19 protein-coding genes and 1 pseudogene are annotated in these 18110 nt (G+C 68.8%); 6 read left to right on the forward strand and 14 right to left on the reverse strand.

All coding sequences use genetic code 11. The features are described from left to right. Positions 1–20: 20 nt before the first annotated feature. Positions 21–1082 (reverse strand): NAD-dependent epimerase/dehydratase family protein, encoded by a 1062-nt coding sequence (locus I8N68_RS21315; RefSeq protein WP_200212967.1) that lies wholly within the window; start codon positions 1080–1082, stop codon positions 21–23. Between the two features lie 208 nt (positions 1083–1290). Here I8N68_RS21315 and I8N68_RS21320 point away from each other — a divergent pair, with 208 nt between their 5' ends. Then, on the forward strand, positions 1291–2670 hold the full coding sequence (locus I8N68_RS21320; RefSeq protein WP_200212974.1) for a molybdopterin-dependent oxidoreductase: 1380 nt from the start codon (positions 1291–1293) through the stop codon (positions 2668–2670). Beyond that, positions 2663–3139 carry a hypothetical protein gene (locus tag I8N68_RS21325; RefSeq protein WP_200212981.1) on the forward strand — a complete coding sequence of 159 codons (477 nt, stop codon included), beginning with the start codon at positions 2663–2665 and terminating at the stop codon, positions 3137–3139. Before I8N68_RS21320 ends, I8N68_RS21325 begins: the two co-directional genes overlap by 8 nt. A gap of 79 nt (positions 3140–3218) precedes the next feature. Here the strand turns inward: I8N68_RS21325 and I8N68_RS21330 are convergent, their stop codons facing one another. Beyond that, entirely contained in the window at positions 3219–3656 is a 438-nt protein-coding gene (locus I8N68_RS21330) for an SRPBCC family protein (protein ID WP_200212989.1), read from the reverse strand. Positions 3657–3729: 73 nt separating this feature from the next. On the opposite strand from I8N68_RS21330, the gene I8N68_RS21335 reads away from it, so the two are divergent. Further along, entirely contained in the window at positions 3730–4635 is a 906-nt protein-coding gene (locus I8N68_RS21335) for a sigma-70 family RNA polymerase sigma factor (RefSeq protein ID WP_307812910.1), read from the forward strand. Between the two features lie 5 nt (positions 4636–4640). On the opposite strand, the gene I8N68_RS21340 is transcribed toward I8N68_RS21335, so the two are convergent. The 9 genes and pseudogenes from I8N68_RS21340 to nhaA all read right to left on the reverse strand — a co-directional run bounded on the left by I8N68_RS21340 (position 4641) and on the right by nhaA (position 13771). After that, complete coding sequence (locus tag I8N68_RS21340) at positions 4641–5117, reverse strand: YkgB family protein (protein ID WP_200213002.1); 477 nt, start codon at positions 5115–5117, stop codon at positions 4641–4643. Positions 5118–5339: 222 nt separating this feature from the next. Further along, a complete protein-coding gene (locus tag I8N68_RS21345; protein ID WP_200213008.1) occupies positions 5340–6644 on the reverse strand; it encodes an Nramp family divalent metal transporter in 1305 nt (434 codons plus the stop codon). A 3-nt stretch (positions 6645–6647) separates the two neighbouring features. Beyond that, complete coding sequence (locus I8N68_RS21350) at positions 6648–6875, reverse strand: hypothetical protein (protein WP_200213014.1); 228 nt, start codon at positions 6873–6875, stop codon at positions 6648–6650. A gap of 239 nt (positions 6876–7114) precedes the next feature. Further along, positions 7115–8023: a ferritin-like domain-containing protein gene (locus I8N68_RS21355; RefSeq protein ID WP_200213015.1), complete on the reverse strand. Its 909-nt coding sequence runs from the start codon at positions 8021–8023 to the stop codon at positions 7115–7117. 497 nt (positions 8024–8520) lie between these two features. Then, a pseudogene (locus tag I8N68_RS34505) lies at positions 8521–8687 on the reverse strand (IS30 family transposase); the annotation flags it as partial. A 98-nt stretch (positions 8688–8785) separates the two neighbouring features. After that, positions 8786–10654 (reverse strand): MFS transporter, encoded by a 1869-nt coding sequence (locus I8N68_RS21360; RefSeq protein WP_234040323.1) that lies wholly within the window; start codon positions 10652–10654, stop codon positions 8786–8788. Positions 10655–10727: 73 nt separating this feature from the next. Then, the gene (locus I8N68_RS21370; RefSeq protein WP_200213028.1) at positions 10728–11201 is read right to left on the reverse strand and encodes a GNAT family N-acetyltransferase; all 474 of its coding nucleotides are present in this window, start codon (positions 11199–11201) and stop codon (positions 10728–10730) included. Positions 11202–11236: 35 nt separating this feature from the next. Then, positions 11237–11725, reverse strand: a complete 489-nt coding sequence (locus tag I8N68_RS21375; RefSeq protein ID WP_200213034.1) for a GNAT family N-acetyltransferase — start codon at positions 11723–11725, stop codon at positions 11237–11239. A gap of 153 nt (positions 11726–11878) precedes the next feature. Beyond that, entirely contained in the window at positions 11879–13771 is a 1893-nt protein-coding gene (gene nhaA / locus I8N68_RS21380; protein WP_307812911.1) for a Na+/H+ antiporter NhaA, read from the reverse strand. A 172-nt stretch (positions 13772–13943) separates the two neighbouring features. Between nhaA and I8N68_RS21385 the strand changes: the two genes are divergently transcribed. Continuing rightward, positions 13944–14312: a radical SAM family protein gene (locus I8N68_RS21385; protein WP_200213041.1), complete on the forward strand. Its 369-nt coding sequence runs from the start codon at positions 13944–13946 to the stop codon at positions 14310–14312. 108 nt (positions 14313–14420) lie between these two features. Here I8N68_RS21385 and I8N68_RS21390 read toward each other — a convergent pair whose 3' ends face one another. Continuing rightward, entirely contained in the window at positions 14421–14849 is a 429-nt protein-coding gene (locus tag I8N68_RS21390; protein ID WP_200213055.1) for an OsmC family protein, read from the reverse strand. 398 nt (positions 14850–15247) lie between these two features. Here I8N68_RS21390 and I8N68_RS34295 point away from each other — a divergent pair, with 398 nt between their 5' ends. Next, positions 15248–15427: an Ada metal-binding domain-containing protein gene (locus tag I8N68_RS34295; protein ID WP_200213058.1), complete on the forward strand. Its 180-nt coding sequence runs from the start codon at positions 15248–15250 to the stop codon at positions 15425–15427. An 89-nt stretch (positions 15428–15516) separates the two neighbouring features. Here the strand turns inward: I8N68_RS34295 and I8N68_RS21400 are convergent, their stop codons facing one another. Further along, a complete protein-coding gene (locus tag I8N68_RS21400; RefSeq protein ID WP_200213061.1) occupies positions 15517–16173 on the reverse strand; it encodes a TetR/AcrR family transcriptional regulator in 657 nt (218 codons plus the stop codon). Between the two features lie 324 nt (positions 16174–16497). Between I8N68_RS21400 and I8N68_RS21405 the strand changes: the two genes are divergently transcribed. Beyond that, positions 16498–16671 (forward strand): carboxymuconolactone decarboxylase family protein, encoded by a 174-nt coding sequence (locus tag I8N68_RS21405; protein ID WP_200213062.1) that lies wholly within the window; start codon positions 16498–16500, stop codon positions 16669–16671. A 7-nt stretch (positions 16672–16678) separates the two neighbouring features. Here I8N68_RS21405 and I8N68_RS21410 read toward each other — a convergent pair whose 3' ends face one another. Beyond that, complete coding sequence (locus I8N68_RS21410; protein ID WP_200213068.1) at positions 16679–17860, reverse strand: low temperature requirement protein A; 1182 nt, start codon at positions 17858–17860, stop codon at positions 16679–16681. Positions 17861–18110: the final 250 nt, after the last annotated feature.

Raw genomic sequence — 18110 nt, forward strand, 5'->3', positions numbered from 1 at the left:
CCCACCACCGGCGGGACGGGTCAGATCGGCACGGCGGCCGGCTCGCGCAGCGGGTCGGTGGCGAAGGCGGTGATCCCGTCGGCGAACCCGACCCGGGCGGTGTAGCTGAGCAGGTCGGTGGCCCGCCGCGGGTCGGCGACGACGTGCCGCACGTCGGCGGAGCGGGCGCCACCGACGACCAACGGCACCGGCCCGGCCATCGCGGCGGCCAGGGTGGCGGCCAACTCGCCCACGGTGTGCGGCTCGCCGGAGCAGACGTTGACCGGCGTCAGGGGCTCCGGCGGCGGTGTGGTCAGCGCCAACAGGTTGGCCCGGGCCACGTCGGTGACGTGCACGAAGTCCCGCCGCTGCCGGCCGTCCTCCAGCACCCGCGGCGGGCGGCCGGCGGCCAGCACCGAGCGGAAGATGGAGGCCACCCCGGCGTACGGGGTGTCGCGGGGCATCCGCGGGCCGTAGACGTTGTGGTAGCGCAGGGCCCAGACCCCGCCACCGGTCTGCCGCGCCCAGGCGGCGGCCAGGTGCTCCTGGGCCACCTTGGTGGCGGCGTACGTGCTGCGCGGCTCCAGCGGGGCGTCCTCGGGCACCAGGGCCGGGGTGAGGGTGACCGCGCAGTGCGGGCAGGTCGGGTCGTACCGGCCGGCGGCCAGGTCGGCGGCCCGGCGCGGGGCGGGGCGGACCCCGCCGTGCCGGGCGCACTCGTAGCGCCCCTCGCCGTAGACGACCATCGAGCTGGCCAGCACCAACCGGGTCACGCCGGCCCGGTGCATCGCGGCCAGCAGCACCGCGGTGCCGTAGTCGTTGTGGCCGGCGTACGCCGGCGCGTCCGACGGGTCCAGCCCGTGCCCGACCATCGCGGCCTGGTGGCACACCGCGTCGACGCCCGGCAGCAGCCGGTCGAGCAGGCCACCGTCGCGGACGTCACCGATCACCGGCTCGTGCCGCCGCGACCACTCCGGCAGCTCGCCCCCGTGCGCCTGGGGCAGCAGGGCGTCCAGCGCCACCACCTCGTGCCCCTCGGCGACGAGCAGGTCGGCGACCTGTGATCCGACGAAACCGGCCGCGCCGGTGACGAGTACGCGCATGCCGGCCAGCGTAGGGCGGCGGGCCGGCGTGGCGGGCCGGGTTGCCGCAGCCGTAGTCATTCCACAACATCTGCCGTCCCGGTGGCGCCCGCGCCGGTAAGCCTTCCGTAATCGGGCAAGTCGCGCCGGGCCTCCCGCGCCGCCCGTAGCCTGCCGAAGTGGAGCCGGCCGCTGGTGGCCCGGCCCGTCGACCGCCCGGAGGAGGACCGTGAGCGCCGACCGTACGCCCTCCGACGGGGACCGCCCGGGCCGGCCCGACGCCACCCCCGACCGCCCGGGGTACGGCTACCCCCGGCGCGGCTGGGCGGCGCTGGCCGACCATCCCCCGCCCGGCCTGCGCGGCGTCGGCGAACGCTGGCGCAGCCCGCTGCGCGGCCCCTGGCTCACCTCGGTGTTCGGCCTGGTGCTGCTCGTCGGCCTGCCGCTGGTGTTCCTCACCGGACTGCTGGACTATCTCGCCTACGGCCCGCAGTTCGGCCAGGCGTTCCCGCGGGACGTCGGCTGGCTGCGGTTGCCGCAGTTCGACTGGCCGACCCGGCCGTCCTGGCTGTTCCGGGTCACCCAGGGTCTGCACGTGGCCCTCGGGATCACGCTGGTCCCGGTGGTGCTGGGCAAGCTCTGGTCGGTCATCCCGAAGCTGTTCGACTGGCCGCCGGCCCGTTCGCTGGCCCAGGTGCTGGAGCGGCTCTCGCTGCTGCTGCTGGTCGGCGGGATCCTCTTCGAGATCGCCACCGGCCTGCTGAACATCCAGTACGCCTACCTGTTCGGCTTCGACTTCTACACCGCGCACTACTTCGGCGCCTGGGTCTTCGTCGCCGCGCTCGTCGTGCACGTGGCGCTGCGGCTGTCCCGGCTACGCACCGCGCTGCGGTCCCGGCCGGCGCGCGCCGAGCTGGCCGTCCCCCGGGCGGGCACCCGACCGGAGCCGCCGGACCCGGACGGGCTGGTGGCGAGCCACCCGGACCCGGCCACGGTGAGCCGGCGCGGGGCACTCGCCCTGGTCGGTGGCCTGTCGCTGCTGCTGGCCGGGCTGACGGTCGGGCAGAGCCTGGACGGTTCGTGGCGGCGCACCGCGCTGCTGCTGCCCCGCGGCCGGCAGCCCGGCACCGGCCCCACCGGCTTCCCGGTGAACCGCACGGCGGCGGCCGCCGGTGTCGGGGCCGCCGACACCGGACCCGACTGGCGGTTGACGCTGCGGGCCGAGGGCCGGCAGGCCAGCCTGGACCGGGCCGCCCTGCTGGCCATGCCGCAGCACACCGCGCGACTGCCGATCGCCTGCGTGGAGGGGTGGTCGACGCTGCAGACCTGGACCGGGGTACGCCTGCGCGACCTCGCGGCGCTGGTCGGGGCGGACCGGCCCGGCTCCGCCCACGTCCGGTCCCTGGAGAAGGCCGGCCTGTTCGCCCAGGCGACGCTGCAGGCGAACCAGGTCCTCGACCCCGACTCGCTGCTGGCGCTGACGGTCAACGGCGCGGACCTCACCCCGGACCACGGCTATCCGGCTCGGGTGATCGTGCCCGCGCTGCCCGGGGTGCACTGCACCAAGTGGGTGACGGAGATCGAGTTCCGCGGGCGTCCCCATGCGTGATCTCCGGGCCCGGTTCCGGGCCGCGTACGGTGCGTCCGGGTGGCACCTGCTCCTGCTGGTCGGCTGCTTCGCGGTCGCCGCCTGGGTGGCGCTGCGACTCGCCGGGGAGGCCACCGCCGGGCGGATGCTGCTCTGGTTCGTCGGCGCGGTGGTCGCCCACGACCTCGTGCTGTTCCCGATGTACGCGGCCGCCGACTGGGCACTGCGGACGGCGGTGCGCGAGCGGCGGGCCCGGCCGGCGTCCGGGCCGTCGCTGCTGAACCACCTCCGCGTGCCGGCCCTGGCCGCCGCGCTGCTGTTCCTCGTCTACCTGCCCGGGATCCTCCGGCAGGGCCGGGAGACCTACCTGGCGGCGACCGGGCAGGACCAGCAGCCGTTCCTGGCCCGCTGGCTGCTCGCCAGCGGGGCGCTCTTCCTGGCCAGCGGGATCCGCTACGCGTTCCGTCGCTGGCGGGCGCGGCGCGGCTGAGACCGCTGCCGCCCGGCGGCAACCGCGCCGCAGGGCGTCGGCCGCCGAGCGGTACGGCGGCCGACGGCGGACCGGGACCTCAGGCGAGGTCGTTCTCCAGGCGTTCCTTGAGACGGCGGTAGCTGGCCGGCGCTGCCTTCGCCGCCGTCCGCCGCACGAGCGGAACGATGAGGTCACCCATTCCGTGCCCCTCGAAGTCGAGGGTGAACGTCGCCCGGGAGCGCCGCCCCCCGTCGAGCGGCTCGACGGTGACCGTCGCGCTCGGCCGGATCAGGCCGTCCACCGCCCGGACCGCCCACCGGTGGGACGGGCTGTCCTCGGTGATCTCCTGCACCATGCTCCGCTCGACGCCCGCGATGCGCCGTACCGTCGTGAAGCGCGCCCCGACACCGCTCCCGTCGACCTCTACCCGGACCACGTCCGGCTGCCACTCGGGGAACCGCGCCGGGTCCGTCGCGTAGGCGAACACCGCCGCCGGCGACCGGTCGATCTCGATCGCGGACACGATCGCTGCCATGGCCCCTCCCTGTCACGTCCGCCTGATGTGGGCCGTCATGGCATATGACGGATCAACAGTCGAGGATGTGACCGTGACCGAACACGTCGACGCGGGCCCGGGGTCGACCCGGCAGTTCGAGGAGCAACGACCGCACCTGCTGGCGGTCGCCTACCGCATGCTCGGCTCGCACAGCGAGGCCGAGGACGCGGTCCAGGAGAGCTGGATCCGCGCGCAGCGCGCGGATCCCGCCGAGGTCCGCCATCCGGGCCGCTGGCTGACCACGGTCACCGCGCGGGTCTGCCTGGACATGCTGCGCGCCCGCGCCGCCCGTCGCGAGGAGTCCCTGGACGCGCGGCTGCCCGAGCCGGTCGTCGGCGACCTCGACCCGGAACACGAGGCGCTCCTGGCCGACCTGGTCGGCTTCGCCCTGCTGGTCGTGCTCGACACGTTGACCCCCGCCGAGCGGCTCGCCTTCGTCCTGCACGACATGTTCGGCGTGCCCTTCGACGAGATCGGACCCGTGCTCGACCGGTCGGCCACCGCGGCGCGTCAACTGGCCAGCCGGGCCCGCCGACGGGTCAGCAGCGCGCCGGTCCCCGACCCGGACCGGGGCCGGCAGCGGCAGGTCGTCGCCGCCTTCCGCGCAGCGGCGCGCGCCGGGGACTTCACCGCGCTGGTCGCCCTGCTCGACCCGGACATCGTGCTGCGCGCGGACGCCCCCGGCGGGCTCCGGACCTTCCGCGGCGCCGACTCGGTCGCCCAGCAGGCGATGGCGTTCTCCGCCCGCGCCGAGTTCGCCCGGCTCGCGCTCGTCAACGGGGCGGCCGGGCTCGTGGTGGCGCGGGACGGGAAGCCAATCGCAGTGATGGCCATGACCGTCGTGGACGGCCGGATCGCCGAGCTCGACATCATCGCCGAGCCGACCCGCCTCCGCACGCTGGACCCATCGGTGTTCGATTACGACGGCGCGCCGCCGGCCGGCGGCACGCGGCGCTGACCCGGTCACCGCCACCGACGCGCGTCTCGGTCGCGCAGCGACTCGGCAGCTGTCAGGAGAGCGGCACCGAGGAGCACCGTGTCCTTCAACAGGAATTGCCCCAGCTGAGAAAGACTCAACATCCCCTGACCTTCCTGCCGAGCCCCGGGCGTCGTCGCCAGGAAACTGAGCGTGGTGAGGAACATCCCGACCGCCCCGAAGCTACCGATCGCCGACGCTCTGGGCGCAAACGGCTTCGCGGCGATCAGAATGCCCACGGTGATCTCCGTGACCCCGATGAGTCGGTTGAGCTGTTGTGCGCCCAGCTTCTCGCGTAGCCGCGAAAACAGCGGACTCGAGGTGACCAGGGGCTCGTTGTTTTCGACCTCGTACTGCTTGAACTTGAGCGCACCGATCCACAAGATGTTCGTCGCCAGTGCGGAGCGCAGGACCGAGAAGCCTACGGAAGCGAGGTCATTGGCCGAGGCGTGTCGTGTGCGCATCGCTCGCTCCTAGTCGCTGTGTCGACGGTCGGCGTGCTGGCGACCATTACCCGCTGCGACCCGCCACATGCACTGAGGGCGCTGCCCGCGAATCGAGTGGTGGCACGCCAACGTGGCGACGGTGCTGCTCGTCAGCGTGGCGGCTACCCTGCTCGGGCTCGCCGGCATGGCAGCGCTGTGAACCGGACCGGGCTCGGGCTGGCCGAAGGGCTGGCCCTGGGGCTATCCGAGGAACGTGACGTACAGCAGGTACACGTTCAACACGATGATCACTGCGGCGATGCCACCCGCCGCCGCCGTGGTGGCCCGCCTGTTGACGAACGAGCCCATGATGTCCACGCGGCGGGTGAGCAACAGCAACGGGACCAGAGCGAAGGGGATGCCGAACGACAGGACCACCTGCGAGACGACCAGGCTGTCCGTGGCCGGCAGGCCCAACCCCAGCACCAGCAGTGCCGGGAGCATTGTCAGCCCGCGCCGGACGAACAACGGGATGCGCCGGCGGATGAAGCCCTGCATGACGACCTGCCCGGCGTAGGTGCCCACGCTCGACGAGGACAGTCCGGAGGCGAGCAGGGCCACGGCGAACGCGAGGGCCGCGCCGCCACCGACGAGGTGGCCGAGCCCGGCGTGTGCGGCCTCGATCGAGTCGACGTCGGCATGGCCGGTGCGGTTGAACAGCGAGGCCGCGATCACCAGCATGGACAGGTTGATCACACCGGCCGCGCCGAGCCCGACAACCACGTCGAGCCGCTGGAAGCGCAGCAGCTCGTGGCGTTCGGCGTCGTCCCGGCAGGCCACCCGGGCCTTCGTCAAGGCGGAGTGCAGGTACACCACGTGCGGCATCACGGTCGCGCCGATGATGCCCGCCACGAGCAGCAGGCTGTCGTTGCCGGCGAGCCCAGGAACCATCCCGTCGGCGACACCGACCGGGTCGGCGCCGACCACGGCCAGGTCATAGAGGAAACCGAGAACCACGATGCAGAGCAGCCCGACGATGGCAAGCTCGAAGCGCCGGTAGCCGCGCTGCTCCAGGCCGAGGATCCCGAAGGCGACGACCGCGGTGATCAGCCCGGCCGGGAACAGCGGCACCCCGAACAGCAGGTTCAGCCCGACCGCCGCGCCGACGAACTCGGCCAGGTCGGTCGCCATCGCGATCACCTCTGCCTGGACCCACAGGCCGCGGGAGACCGGGCGCGGCAGGTGCTCGCGGCACAGCTCCGGCAGGTCCCGCCCGGTCGCCACGCCAGCCTTGGCCGACAGGTACTGCACCAGCATGGCCATCAGGTTGGCCACCACGATCACCCAGGCCAGCGTGTACCCGAACCTCGCGCCGGCGGTGAAGTTGGTGGCGAAGTTGCCCGGGTCGATGTACGCAACCGCCGCCACGAACGCCGGACCGAGCAGCGCCAGCACCCCGCGCAGCCGCCCGCGGGAGCGCAGCAGCTGCAGCGCGCTCAGCTCGGTGACGGGTGCGGCGGGCTCGGTGACGGCCGGTGGCCGGCCGTCACCGAGTACGGCGCCCATGCCTCACCCGACCGACGGACCGAGCCCGAGCGATTGCGGCGTACTGGGGTCCGGCGACGGCTGCTGCAGCCCCTGGTCGAGCGGCCCGAACTGGGTCATCGGCGCCGGGCTGCCATCCCACGGTGTCTGCTCCTCGACGACCAGCGTGTTCGTGGTCAGCAGCAGGCCGGCGACCGAGGCGCCGTTCTGCAGCGCCGAGCGGGCCACCCGCAGCGGATCGACGATGCCCATCTCGAACGTGTTGCCGAACCTGCCCCGCAACGCGTCGAACCCGTCGTCGGTGGATCGGGTCGAGTTCGAGGTGCATCATGTGCTTCCTGTCGGGTCGTTGCCCTTTGGGGCGAAGGAGGCGATCCGGTGCCGCTTGGGGTGGAGTCGTGGCGCTGGCTGTGTGCCGGGCGCAGGGCCGTCCGGTACGGGCCCGGGAACACGCACCGCAGTGCGCCGTGACCGCGGCGATGGCCAGGTGATTAGCTGGCGGCCCCGCCGCTCATCGCGATGTCGCCGTTGACGCCGGAGGGATAGAAGCCGCCGGAGTTCGCCGGGCTCGCATTGAGGTACACGATATTCAGGACCGACTGGGCCGAGCGGCCGTACGCGATGCCGTTGGCGTCCGTGGGAATGAGGTTCGCCTCGGCGCTGGTGCCAATACCCTGGTCGTCGTCGACCGGTCCGTCGAGACTGTTGCGGGCGTCGGAGAGCTTCTGCACGCCCGCGAAGACGGCATCGTCGATCATGCCTTCGTTGTAGAGCGCGGAGCGGACGATCCCGGCGTGGTACGCCTCCGCGGCGAGCAGACCCGCGGCAGCGTCCAGGTACGTCTTGTTGGACAGCAGCGGTGCCGCTCCTTTGAAAGCGGAGACGCCGACGTCCTCGAACAGGAACGCGGCGAACAGGAAGTTGAGATCATTGGCGTACGGGTCGAACATCTCGCCCGACTTGATGAGCCCGGCCGCGGTGGCCGCCGCGGTGAAGCTCGTGTCAAGAGAGATCGCCGGGCGGGAAACGGCGTGCTCCCCGAGGGCGGACCGCAGGAAGGCCACATGCTGCCGCTCGTCCGAGGCGATCTCCCGTGCGAACTTGCGCACTACCGAGTTGCTGAAGTTGACCATGCCCCCACCGGTCACCTCACCCCGGGTGCCGGTACCGGTGGTCATCTCGTCAGGCAGTCCCTGCCCCGTGGTGGCGCGAAGGTAGAACTCGGCTTCGAGGTATTCGAGGTTGAGGGCGAAGTTCAGGATCGTCGCGTCACTCGGCCCCGAGTCGTCCGGCGATCGCGCGGCGGGATTCGTCGGGTCGGTCATCGACGCAAGCTTCCGTCGATCGTCATCCGACTCCGCGCTGCGCGACACCGCCTCTTTGATGAACTTCTTTACCATGGAAGTTGACCCCCCGTTCCGGTCCACGACACGCCGGGTACTCCATCGATATGTCGTCGGTGTGCCGCGCGCTACTGCCGTCGGCGCTCACGCTAGTGCGTGGCTGTCTCGGCCGTACTCCTTTCCCGAACCTTCATCACGGGAGGTGCACGGCGGGGATGGCCGCACCACGGCGCAGGCCAACCAAGAGCGATGACAGATGGAACCGAAGACGATCGCGAACTTGTCCTGCGACGCGTGGATCCACCGTGCCGGTGACCTGACCACGTGCCCCTTGCCGCCGACTTCTCGTTCCAAGGGCCCCGACGCGAACAGGAATAGACGCCCATGGACGGTGACGGAGGGTCCGCCCAGCTTGGGAAGCTGACCGGGCAGGCTATCGATCCGCGATCGTTCCTTCACACCGAGGAGGTCGCCGTCGGAGTCGTCTGGCATCTACGGCTGAAATCGACCGAGCTAATGAATGCGGGAACGGTCGCGGATAAGTGGCGGAACTACCGGAATCCAACCGGTGACGACACGCCCGCCGCCGTGGCCGCGTCCTCGGTCATCACACCACGACTGATCGCAGCCCAAGACTCACGCCACGCCACCGTCGGTCGTCCGGCGAGGGAATCTGACCCCGATACTCCCGAACCCGCTTCTGCCCCGGCCCAGACGCCATCGCTTCACCCGTCGACGAGGTGTTGCGACGACCAGTTGAATCCGCCCAGACTGGCGAGCTTCCGATCCAGTCGAGCTCGTCGGTTGTCCAGTTGGTCATCAGATGTTCCTATCGATCACTTTGATTAACTCACCACGCTGCCTGTTCCTGGTCGTGTCGGTGTACGGGTTGCGTGCAGCGAGGACAGTGAACAGGGTGGCGACGATGGCAAGTCCGCCGTATCCGAGGGCGATCTGCGGTAGCGAGAAGGTGTTCGAGAGTTCCCCGGAGATGAGGCTGGGGAAGGCGGCGCCGCTGTAGCAGAGGAGGTAGATCGCGCTGAAGATCGGTGCCCGGTCGGCCAGGGTGCTGTCGTGCAGCAGGCCGCGGGTGGCGCCGCTGATGGCGATGCCTTGACCGGCGCCGGCGACGATGGTTGCGGCGATGAACAACGCCAGCGTGCCGATGGCGATCGCTGTGATGATGCCGATCCATCCGGTCAGGAAGATGATCATGCCGACGCGTTGGGCCGCCGCGGATGTGAACCGGCCGCCGAGGGGAGCGCCGAGAACGCTGGGGGCCATGTAGGCGGCGAACACCAGTCCGAGGATGAGCGGGCTGTGGGTGTGGAGCTGATCTTCGACCAGCGCGGGCACGAAGGCCTGGTAGAAAGCCCCGGTCGCCCAGGTGGCCAGGAACACCGCTGCCGCGACAGGGAGCAAATGCCTGACCCGGGCCGGTACGCGGACCCGGGGTAACAGTGATCGCCAAGCGCCCGGCGTCGGCTTTGCGGTTTCCGGGCTGATGACGATGAGTGCGGCGGATAGTACGAGGAGACCGGCGCAAACCAGGTAGATGAGGTCGCGTGGCCAGGGGCCGAACTGGACCAGGGCGCCGGAGGCGATGGCGCCGAGGGTGAGGCCGAGCATGGGTCCCTGGCTGGAGGCGACGGAGGCCAACCATTCCGGCCTGGTGGGTGCGGCGTCGACGATGTAGGAGGTGAGGCTGCTGCTGGCCAACCCGGTACCGAAGCCCATCAGTAGCCGACCGGCCAGCAGGGTGCCGATGTCGTGCACGTTCAGCAGCAGCAGACAGCCCAGCAGGAGCAGGCCGAGGCTGGCGATCGCGGTGAGCCGTCGGCCGAGATGATTGGACAGTCGCCCCAGCACCAACAGTGCGGCGATAGTGCCGACGGCGGTGGTGACAACGGCCATCGAGATGCCGGCGTTGGTGAACCCGTCCTCGGCCCGGTAGATGTTGAACAGGGGGATCGGCGCGGCCGACGCGGCAAACGAGGCCACCAGGGAGACCACCGCGGATAAGAATGCCAGCCGGAGCGTTCTGCGCCGGCGAGCCTGGTTGATCGCTGGTGCCATGTATTGCATCGATGCGTGCCTTTCTCTTGTTCTGAACGGCCCCGGAGTCTGGAGGCTTCGCGTGGGTGCGCACCAGACACCTGACGAGTCCGCTGAGGTGTTCCCTACGAGTCGTCCGGCCCTGACCACGTAGCTGACGCTGATCCACGAGGGCCCGGTTGCTGCCTCCGAGTCCTTATGGACGAACGCGGATGAACGTCTTCCCCTTGGTCCGCTCGGTCGGGTTGAGGGCGACGACGGCGTCGTCGAGGGCCGCGACGGTGCCGATGTTCGTCCGCACGCGTCCGTCCCGGACCGCCGGGCGATCTCACCCAGCTGGGCTCGGTCGGACACGACAACGAAGTCGATCGCCAGGCCGTCAGCGGGCCGCGCCTCCGGCGGCCCGGTGACGATCACCAGCGTTCCTCCGGCTCGAACCAGACCCGCGGACCGCTTCTGGATGTCACCGCCGATGACATCGAAGACCAGATTGACTCCGCCGACGTCTTCCAGGGTGTCGTTGTCGAGGTCGACGAACTCGTGCGCGCCGAAGTCGACTGCAATCTGCCGGCCGCTGGCACGTCCGGTGTCGATGACGTAGGCGCCGGCCTGACGGGCGAGCTGCGTCGCCATCGAACCGACTGCGCCGGCAGTCGCCCATCCCGGACCCGCTGGACGACTCGAACGACGTCTGAACGCCGGACGGCTACGTCATGTCGTTCTCGAACGCGGTGAGCTCCTCGTCGTGGTCGCCTTCCGCGGGTTCGTGCTGGGGGTAGGCGCCGGCGCCAGGATGGACCTTGTCGATGAGATCGAGGTATTCCGGGTTGCGGGCAATGAACTTGCCCACGACCGGGCAGATGACGGTGATCTTCTTCCCGCTCTCGCGGATCTCGTCCAGCACGCGAGCGACGAGCTCCGTGGCCACCCGATTGCGTCGGTAGGCGGGGTCGACCCAGGTCGTTAGCAACACGACACGGCCGCCCACGAACCGGTACGAAAGCTCGGCGATCGCTTCGGCGCCGAGGGCGGCGATCCAGCGGCCGCGCTCCGCGTCGTTGATGACATCGAGCTCCCAGCTGGATTCCACCTTGCTGAGACTTGTCTCGTTCAGAGCAGCGATGAGCGCCGCGTTGTTCTCTTCCCGGGTGGCCGCCTCGGCCTCGAGATTGATCGTCATTGTCACACTTTCTGTCGGGGAGCTAATAGGTGGGTTTAGGACAAATGGGTGTGACTCTGGGTTACTCCCGGGTGCTCGGGGTCGATGAGGTCGGCGTACTCGGGGTTGTGCTCGATGAAGGTGCGCACGATCGGGCACATGGTGGTGACCGTCTTGCCTTGCACGCGCACGTCGTCCAGGACGCGTCGGATCAGCTCGGTGGCGATGCCCTGTTTGCGGAACTCGGGGAACACCGAGGTGGCCAGCAGCACGAGTCGGTCGTCTCCGGCGACGTTGTAGGTCAGCCCAGCCACCTCTCGGTCCCCGACGATGGCGTTGTAGATGCCGAGTTTTTCGTCGTTGACGACTTGGAAGTCGAACGCGGGGGCGTGGGGATCGTCGATTACCTCGTCGATGAGGACGGCCTGGTCCTGGCTGAGGGTGCCTTTCTCGTCGGGGTGTCCGGCCTCGTCGAGGTACTCGAAGGCGTAGCGGGTCGGCTCGGTTGGGTCGGTCATGGGGGTGTCGCCTTCATTGATGGTCATCAGATCACTTCCGGGTCGTAGCGGTGGTCGTACTCGCCCAGGCGCATGTCGTCGACGGGAGGTGAAGGCCCAGCCATCGACGTACTTCTCGCTCCTGCGGGGGTCGTTCTCGTGCTTGGATGTACCGAGTCCTGTCGAGTCAACGGAACGCGCTTACTTGAGGGTCGCTGGTGCCTCGCGGCCGAGGCGGGCCCGGGCTCGGGCCATACGAATGGCGGCGGTCAAGGTCGTGATGTCGTAGGCGCCGTAGTGGCGGCGGCCGTTGATGAAGAACGTCGGGGTGCCGGACACTCCACTGTTGTCGGCCGAGTCGATGTCGCTTTCGATGCGGCCGGCGTGGGCCTGGCTTATCAGATCGTCGTGGAAGCGTTTCTGATCCAGACCGAGGTCGCCGGCGTATTTGATTAGATCAGTGATGTTCAGCTTGTCCTGGTGGTCGAGCAGCAGGTCGTGCATCTGCCAGAACTTGCCCTGAGCGGCCGCTGCTTCGGCGGCCTCGGCTGCTAGCCGGGCTTGCGGGTGCACGTCTGGCAGAGGCAGGTGACGCCACACGAAACGCAGGTCGGCGTGGCCCAGCAACTGCCGGACGACTGGCTCGGCCTTCCCGCAGTACGGGCACTGGAAGTCGCCGTACTGCACCAGCGTTACCGACGCACCGGCTGGGCCGCGGACGTGGTCCTGCTCCTCGTCGACCTCTGGGATGAGGTCGATCAGCTCCGTCATGTCGCCGAAGAGCGCCCGGGTGCGCTTGTCCTTGGGCAACATGTTGGTGACGCGGAACGCGGTCCAGGTCAGCCCTGAGGATACGATCGCGGCGCTGAGCACCCCGACTTTGGCCTCGGCCAGTTGGTCGCCGGTGAAGGCCAGGCTGGCGATCAGCAGCGACACGGTGAAGCTGACACCGGCGATCGTGCCGCTGCCGAGCACGCCCGCCCAGCCCACGGCCGGACGGATGCGGCCGTGTGAGATCCAGGTGAGCCCGGCCGAGGTGCCGATCACGGCGAGCGGCTTGCCGACGACATACCCGAGCAGCACGCCCCAGGTGACAGGCGACGCGAACGCCTGGGCCAGGAACGGACCGTCGATGCTGATGCCAGCGTTGGCCAGGCCGAACAGCGGCACGATGACGTAGCTGGACCAAGGGTGGTAGATGCGCTGAAGGCGGTCGTTGGGCGATAGCGTATTCGCGAGGCCGATCGAAGCCGTACGCGCGAGCTTGGGCGTCGGCTGCTCACGGAACGACCGGAACAGCCCGCTGACCTGCTCGAGCTCAGCTCGGCCGGGAGAGTAGGCGAACGCGGTCAACCCGATGGCCAGTCCGGCCACCACCGGGTCGACTCCGCTGACCAGCAGCGCGCCCCACATCACGATGGCGACCGGCAGGTACGCCGAGCCACGTCGGACGCCGGCTGCGCGGATGGCCAGCATGACCGCGAACGCCGCTACGGCCACCACGATGGGCATCATCTTGATGTCGTCGCTGTAGACCAGGGCGATGACGATGAGTGCGATCAAGTCGTCGACCACGAACACGGTGAGCAGGAAGATCCGGACCCGGTCGGGCACGCCCCGGCCGAGCAGTGCCAGCAGGCCCAACGCGAGGGCCGTGTCGGTCGACATAGCCACGCCCCAGCCATGCGCGCCCGGCCCGCCGTGGTTGATCACCAGGAAGATCAGCACCGGGATCAGCATGCCGATCACGCCGGCCACGCTGGGCAGCACGAAACGTCGCCGGTCGCGTAAGTCGCCGAGGTCGAACTCGCGCCGCGCCTCAAGGCCGACGACCAGGAAGAACAGCGTCATCAAGCCGCTGTTGATCCAGGTGTGCAGGTCGCGGGAGAGCTCGAGGTAACCGAGGCGCAGGGACAGTTGGGTGCGCCAGACGGCTTCGTAGGAGCCGAGGTCGATGTTGGCCCAGAGCAGTGCGGCGACGATGGCGGCCACGAGCACGCCGGCGCTGCCGGACTCAGTTCGCAGAAAGGCTCGTAGCGGTGCCGCTAGATTCGGCATCCCGATCGTTCGGCCGCTCATCTTGCTTTCGGTCACACGTCACCTTCCGAAGCGCTGGCCGGGCCAGCATGGATAGCTAGATCAGCGAGGAAGATTCGCCTGCGGCCGTAGCGGTCACCGAGCGCGCCGGCCAGCAGGATCAGCGCGGCCAGGCCGCGACCTGAATCAGCTCGCTGTCGCAGCTCAGCGCGTCAACGTCGAGCTCGGCATGTCCATCGCCTTCCTCGACGAGGCACTGCAACGCTCGCTCGAACCCAGCGCACCGTCCACCGTGCCCCGGCTGATCGCCCTGCGAGCCATGCGCGACGCCGGTCTCACCCCCACCGTGTTCGTCGCGCCGATCCCGCCCGAACTGACAGACAGCACCGAGCAGATCGACGAGTTGATCGGCACCCTGGCCGAAGCAGGGGCAGGCAACATTCTCCCGACACCGCTGTACCTGAGCGCAGCGTCAAAGACCTGTTCTTCGCCTGGCTCCGCCGTCAACATCCCGAACTGCTCTCCACCTACGCCGATCTCTACGCGCACGGCTCGCGCACGCCCCGTCATTACCGTGACCTCGTCCGGGCCCGGGTGAACCAGGCATTGCAGCGCCACGGGCTGCCGATCCCCGATCGCCGCCTGGGGCGGAACGACAACCGCTCGCTGCTCCGGCCGTGATCGCCGAGCAGCAAGCGGCCTGATTTCAGCGCGGCCCGACGAACTCGGTCCTCACGCTCCATGCGAACTGAATCAGCAGGGTCACCGGGGACTTCTCGGCAATGTCATGCATCACCTTCAAGTCGTCGGGGTCAGGTTCTTCGCTCAGCGTGATCGTGCGCTGCAGGTAACGCTCTGCGCCTTCCTGCTCGGGTTCGTGGTAGTCGATCTCGACGGTGATGTCACCGGCGGTGTCGTACTTATAGTCGACGTACTGCCGCAGCGTCTGAGCAGTGCACGACGCGAGCGCCATCAACAGGTACTCCGTCGGCGTCGGGCCTTCGCCGAGTGCGCCGTTGTGCGGTTCATCGGCGACGAACGTGAAGCTGCGGGTGGCCATGTCCGTGCGCCGGCGCTCAGTGGCCGGAAGGACAGCTCGGGCGGATGCGAGGACACGATCCCGATCGGTTTCCATCAGCCGTGCCTTCCTGTAGATCCTGGTAGTGACGGTCCAGATGCTCAGATCCAGCAGCAGCCGAGCCGCAGTCTGAGCGGGGGCTGCGGCCGGGCGTATCACCCCATGACCGAGTACCTCCGCAGGCTAGCCTTAGCGGACTAGATAGTCCAATTGATCACCCGTTGCCAGAACCGCTCGGCCCTCGCGAACCATCACCTCGGGGTGCTTTAAGCTGCACCGAGAGGCGGTTAGGACCAAGACGTCCCGAGCTGAACTCGCTCAACGCCAAACCCCGAGATGGACTTATCAGTCCGTTAAGGCTAGGATTTGCCCTCGTTTACGCATCAGGTCGGCGATCGTCGTCGCCTCCCGTGACTCGAATGTGGACTCAAATCGGCACAACATGAGGAACATCGATGCTCAGTGATCCGCAGTCGCAGCACGAGGCGATCCAACGACGCGAGGAACGACTCGATGGCAGCTTTCTCACCGCGGTGAAGACGACCGGCACCTACTGTCGGCCATCGTGTCGCGCCAAGCCCCTCGCCCGGAAAACGTCGATTTTCACCCGACAGCGGCCTCGGATCTTGGTCTGACTGCTGTCTTGCCTGGAGCCTCGCCCTCATCGATCTCCGGGCTGCTCGCACCCGCCGTGACCAGCCTGATCACGATAGGAAGGGCTCAATTAACGGGTCGGCTCGCCGGACGGCTCCAAGAGGAACGATTTGATGTGTTCCAGCGCCATGTCCAGAGCAACTTCCATGGGTGCGACGTTGTGCGCGGCGTTCGCCAGCAAGTAGCCGCCTTGCAAAGCTGCCATCAACCCCGTGGCCAACTTCTCCGGGTCGGCGTCCTCGCGCAGTGCACCGCTGTCCCGCATCCGGTGCAGACCATCACTGATCAGCTTTCCCCATGTCGCAAACGTCTCCGACAGCATCGCTCGAGCCTGCTCATCTTGATCGGACAGCTCGACAGCCATCGACCCGAGGCCGCACCCGTATTTGCCGTTGTTCAGCGAGTTGGCCTGGACCAGCGCGTTACGCCACCGGACCAGCCCTGAGAACGATCTCAGCCGTTCGAGCCCTCCGCGCTCGCGCTGAAGCACAAGCGCGCCTCGATATTTGACCAACTCGCGCACGAGCTCCTGCTTGTCGGCGAAGTGGTGGTAAAGCTGAGACTTGCTCGTCTGGCTTGCCTCGCGGACGTCGTCAAGGGTCGTCGCGTTCACTCCCCGCACGAACATCAGCCGGTTCGCCGCCTCGAGGATCCGCTCTCGCGTCGCGATGCCCCGTTGACTGATCCTCCGCTGCTTCGACGGCGGAGCCACCTGCTCGTCGCCCATCGGTCAAGTGTATCCAGCGGCGCGCCAGATAATCCATGGAGGATGGGGCCTTGGAGTCCATCCGGCGTCATGTCGCGTGATGGTGAAGGACGAACGCATGCGCCGCCAGCTTGATTAAACGGCTGCTATGTCCGCGAGATCATCGATAGGGCGATTCTTTCCGGGACTATTTGGTCCTCGCTGTGGCGGTTGCCGCTACTGCAAAGCGGTCCACACGTTGGCGGCCGTCGAGTTCGGCGGTATCCCGGTTGAGGAACTGGACCTCTACCGGCAGGGTCGCGCCACCGATCCCAGGTGCAGTGCGGCCGTGACTTTTCCAAGAAGGTGATCGAGACTCACGGCGAGGTGAGCGACGCCGACCTCGATCTAGTCAGGCAGGCCGGCTACAAGGACTCTCAGATTCTCGAGATCGTCGCCCTGACCGTGCAGTTCTCGGTGACCAACTTCCTGAACAACGTGATGGACACCGTCGACATCCCCGCACCGTCGGCCGCCTGAAGGCCGGCTAGCTGGGTGGTGACGGCGGCTCGGGCGGGCGTCCGCGGGCGCGGGCTGCGTCGGATATGGCGATCCCGGTCAGGACGAGGGCAGGGGCGGTGGCGACCGGCAGTGGCGGAAGGGGGAGCATCGCCGGTGTCAGGGCGCCCAGGACAAGCACGCCGATCGGTCGAGACCGGGACACGCGGCCGAACACGGCGTACTCGAAGTGGGCGCGCCCGACCAGGTACAGCGCGGGTCCGCCGAGTATGACGGCGATCCAGGCCGGTGGGGTGTGCCCGAGTGGATGGGCGATGACGAGTTCGGCGCCGACGGCGGCAACGACCACGCCGGCCACCATCACCAGGTGGGCGTATGACGCCGATCGGGCGAGGCGCGCCGGTTCGGCAGACGCGGCAATCGCTCCCTCCAGGACTTCCCCAGCGCGGTATATGTAGATCCGCCACAGCAGCACGGTGGTCGCCATCGACACTGCGAACGCGGCGACCACCCCCGGCGCGAAGCCGCTGCTGCTCAACGCCAGCCCCGTCACCAGGATCAGCTCGCCGAGCGCGATGATGAAGAGCTGCCGGTAGCGCTCGGACAGGTGCTCGTCCGAGATCACAAGGTCTTGGCTGGGCGTACGGCCCGCCGCCGGGGTGGGGAAGCCGCGTGAGCCTGCCGTGTGGTCAAGGACCACCGCGAGTGCCCACAACGCGTCACGCGCCGTACCGTGCACGAGCGCCCCCGCGATCCACGGCAGCGCCGACAGGCCGTACCAGAACAGCCCGCGCACGGCGTGCCGCTGCAGCTCGTGGCCACGAAAGATGACCGCGAGGACGAGCCCGCGGCCGAGTTGGACGGCGACGTAGGCTCCCGCGAAGATCAGGCCTGTGTCGCCGAATGCCTCGGGCAGCGCGGCCGCCATCACCAGGCTGCCAACCATGGTCGCGATGACCAGTGCCTGGATTGCCGGTTGTTGCGTGTTCGTCCGGTCGGTTATCCACGCGGTGCTGGACCAGACCCACCACAGGGCCAGCAACAGCACCAGCGTCCGGAAGGCACCGCTCCACCCGAGATCCTCGGCCAGTCCGCGTGAGAGCTGAGCGAGCGCGACGACAAACACCAGGTCGAAGAAGAGTTCCAGGAACGTAGCCCGCTGCGGGTCCCCGGCTCTCCGCAGCAGCTTGGCCGCTCTGCTCGTCGTCATCGGCTCGCCCGTTCTGCCAGCTCTGCTCCGGGTTTGGGCGCATTCTGCCATGCGCACAGCGGTGGTGACTGCGGACGTGCTGCCGTGGCCTGGAATCGAGCGGCCCGCGTTACACGGACGGGCGACGTCGAGGCCGATGAGTTCCTTCCATCCGTCCCCCGCTGGATCGGATTAGCTCGTCGACCTTGGCCAAGCATCGGCCGATGCCACAGAGGGCGGAGGTTCACCCAGGTCCTGATACCGATACGTC

Source organism: Micromonospora coerulea, assembly GCF_016598485.1.
Classification (GTDB): domain Bacteria; phylum Actinomycetota; class Actinomycetes; order Mycobacteriales; family Micromonosporaceae; genus Micromonospora; species Micromonospora coerulea.

Coding starts and splice junctions, on each gene's coding strand:
- I8N68_RS21345 (WP_200213008.1), bottom strand. CDS start 6,644: ATGGGCGCCGTACTCGGTGACGGCCGGCCACCGGCCGTCACCGAGCCC.
- I8N68_RS21330 (WP_200212989.1), bottom strand. CDS start 3,656: ATGGCAGCGATCGTGTCCGCGATCGAGATCGACCGGTCGCCGGCGGCG.
- I8N68_RS21400 (WP_200213061.1), bottom strand. CDS start 16,173: ATGGGCGACGAGCAGGTGGCTCCGCCGTCGAAGCAGCGGAGGATCAGT.
- I8N68_RS21340 (WP_200213002.1), bottom strand. CDS start 5,117: ATGCGCACACGACACGCCTCGGCCAATGACCTCGCTTCCGTAGGCTTC.
- I8N68_RS34295 (WP_200213058.1), top strand. CDS start 15,248: ATGCTCAGTGATCCGCAGTCGCAGCACGAGGCGATCCAACGACGCGAG.
- I8N68_RS21410 (WP_200213068.1), bottom strand. CDS start 17,860: ATGACGACGAGCAGAGCGGCCAAGCTGCTGCGGAGAGCCGGGGACCCG.
- I8N68_RS21350 (WP_200213014.1), bottom strand. CDS start 6,875: ATGGGCATCGTCGATCCGCTGCGGGTGGCCCGCTCGGCGCTGCAGAAC.
- I8N68_RS21325 (WP_200212981.1), top strand. CDS start 2,663: ATGCGTGATCTCCGGGCCCGGTTCCGGGCCGCGTACGGTGCGTCCGGG.
- I8N68_RS21390 (WP_200213055.1), bottom strand. CDS start 14,849: ATGGAAACCGATCGGGATCGTGTCCTCGCATCCGCCCGAGCTGTCCTT.
- I8N68_RS21385 (WP_200213041.1), top strand. CDS start 13,944: ATGTCCATCGCCTTCCTCGACGAGGCACTGCAACGCTCGCTCGAACCC.
- I8N68_RS21360 (WP_234040323.1), bottom strand. CDS start 10,654: ATGGCGACGCAGCTCGCCCGTCAGGCCGGCGCCTACGTCATCGACACC.
- I8N68_RS21315 (WP_200212967.1), bottom strand. CDS start 1,082: ATGCGCGTACTCGTCACCGGCGCGGCCGGTTTCGTCGGATCACAGGTC.
- I8N68_RS21370 (WP_200213028.1), bottom strand. CDS start 11,201: ATGACGATCAATCTCGAGGCCGAGGCGGCCACCCGGGAAGAGAACAAC.
- I8N68_RS21355 (WP_200213015.1), bottom strand. CDS start 8,023: ATGGTAAAGAAGTTCATCAAAGAGGCGGTGTCGCGCAGCGCGGAGTCG.
- I8N68_RS21375 (WP_200213034.1), bottom strand. CDS start 11,725: ATGACCATCAATGAAGGCGACACCCCCATGACCGACCCAACCGAGCCG.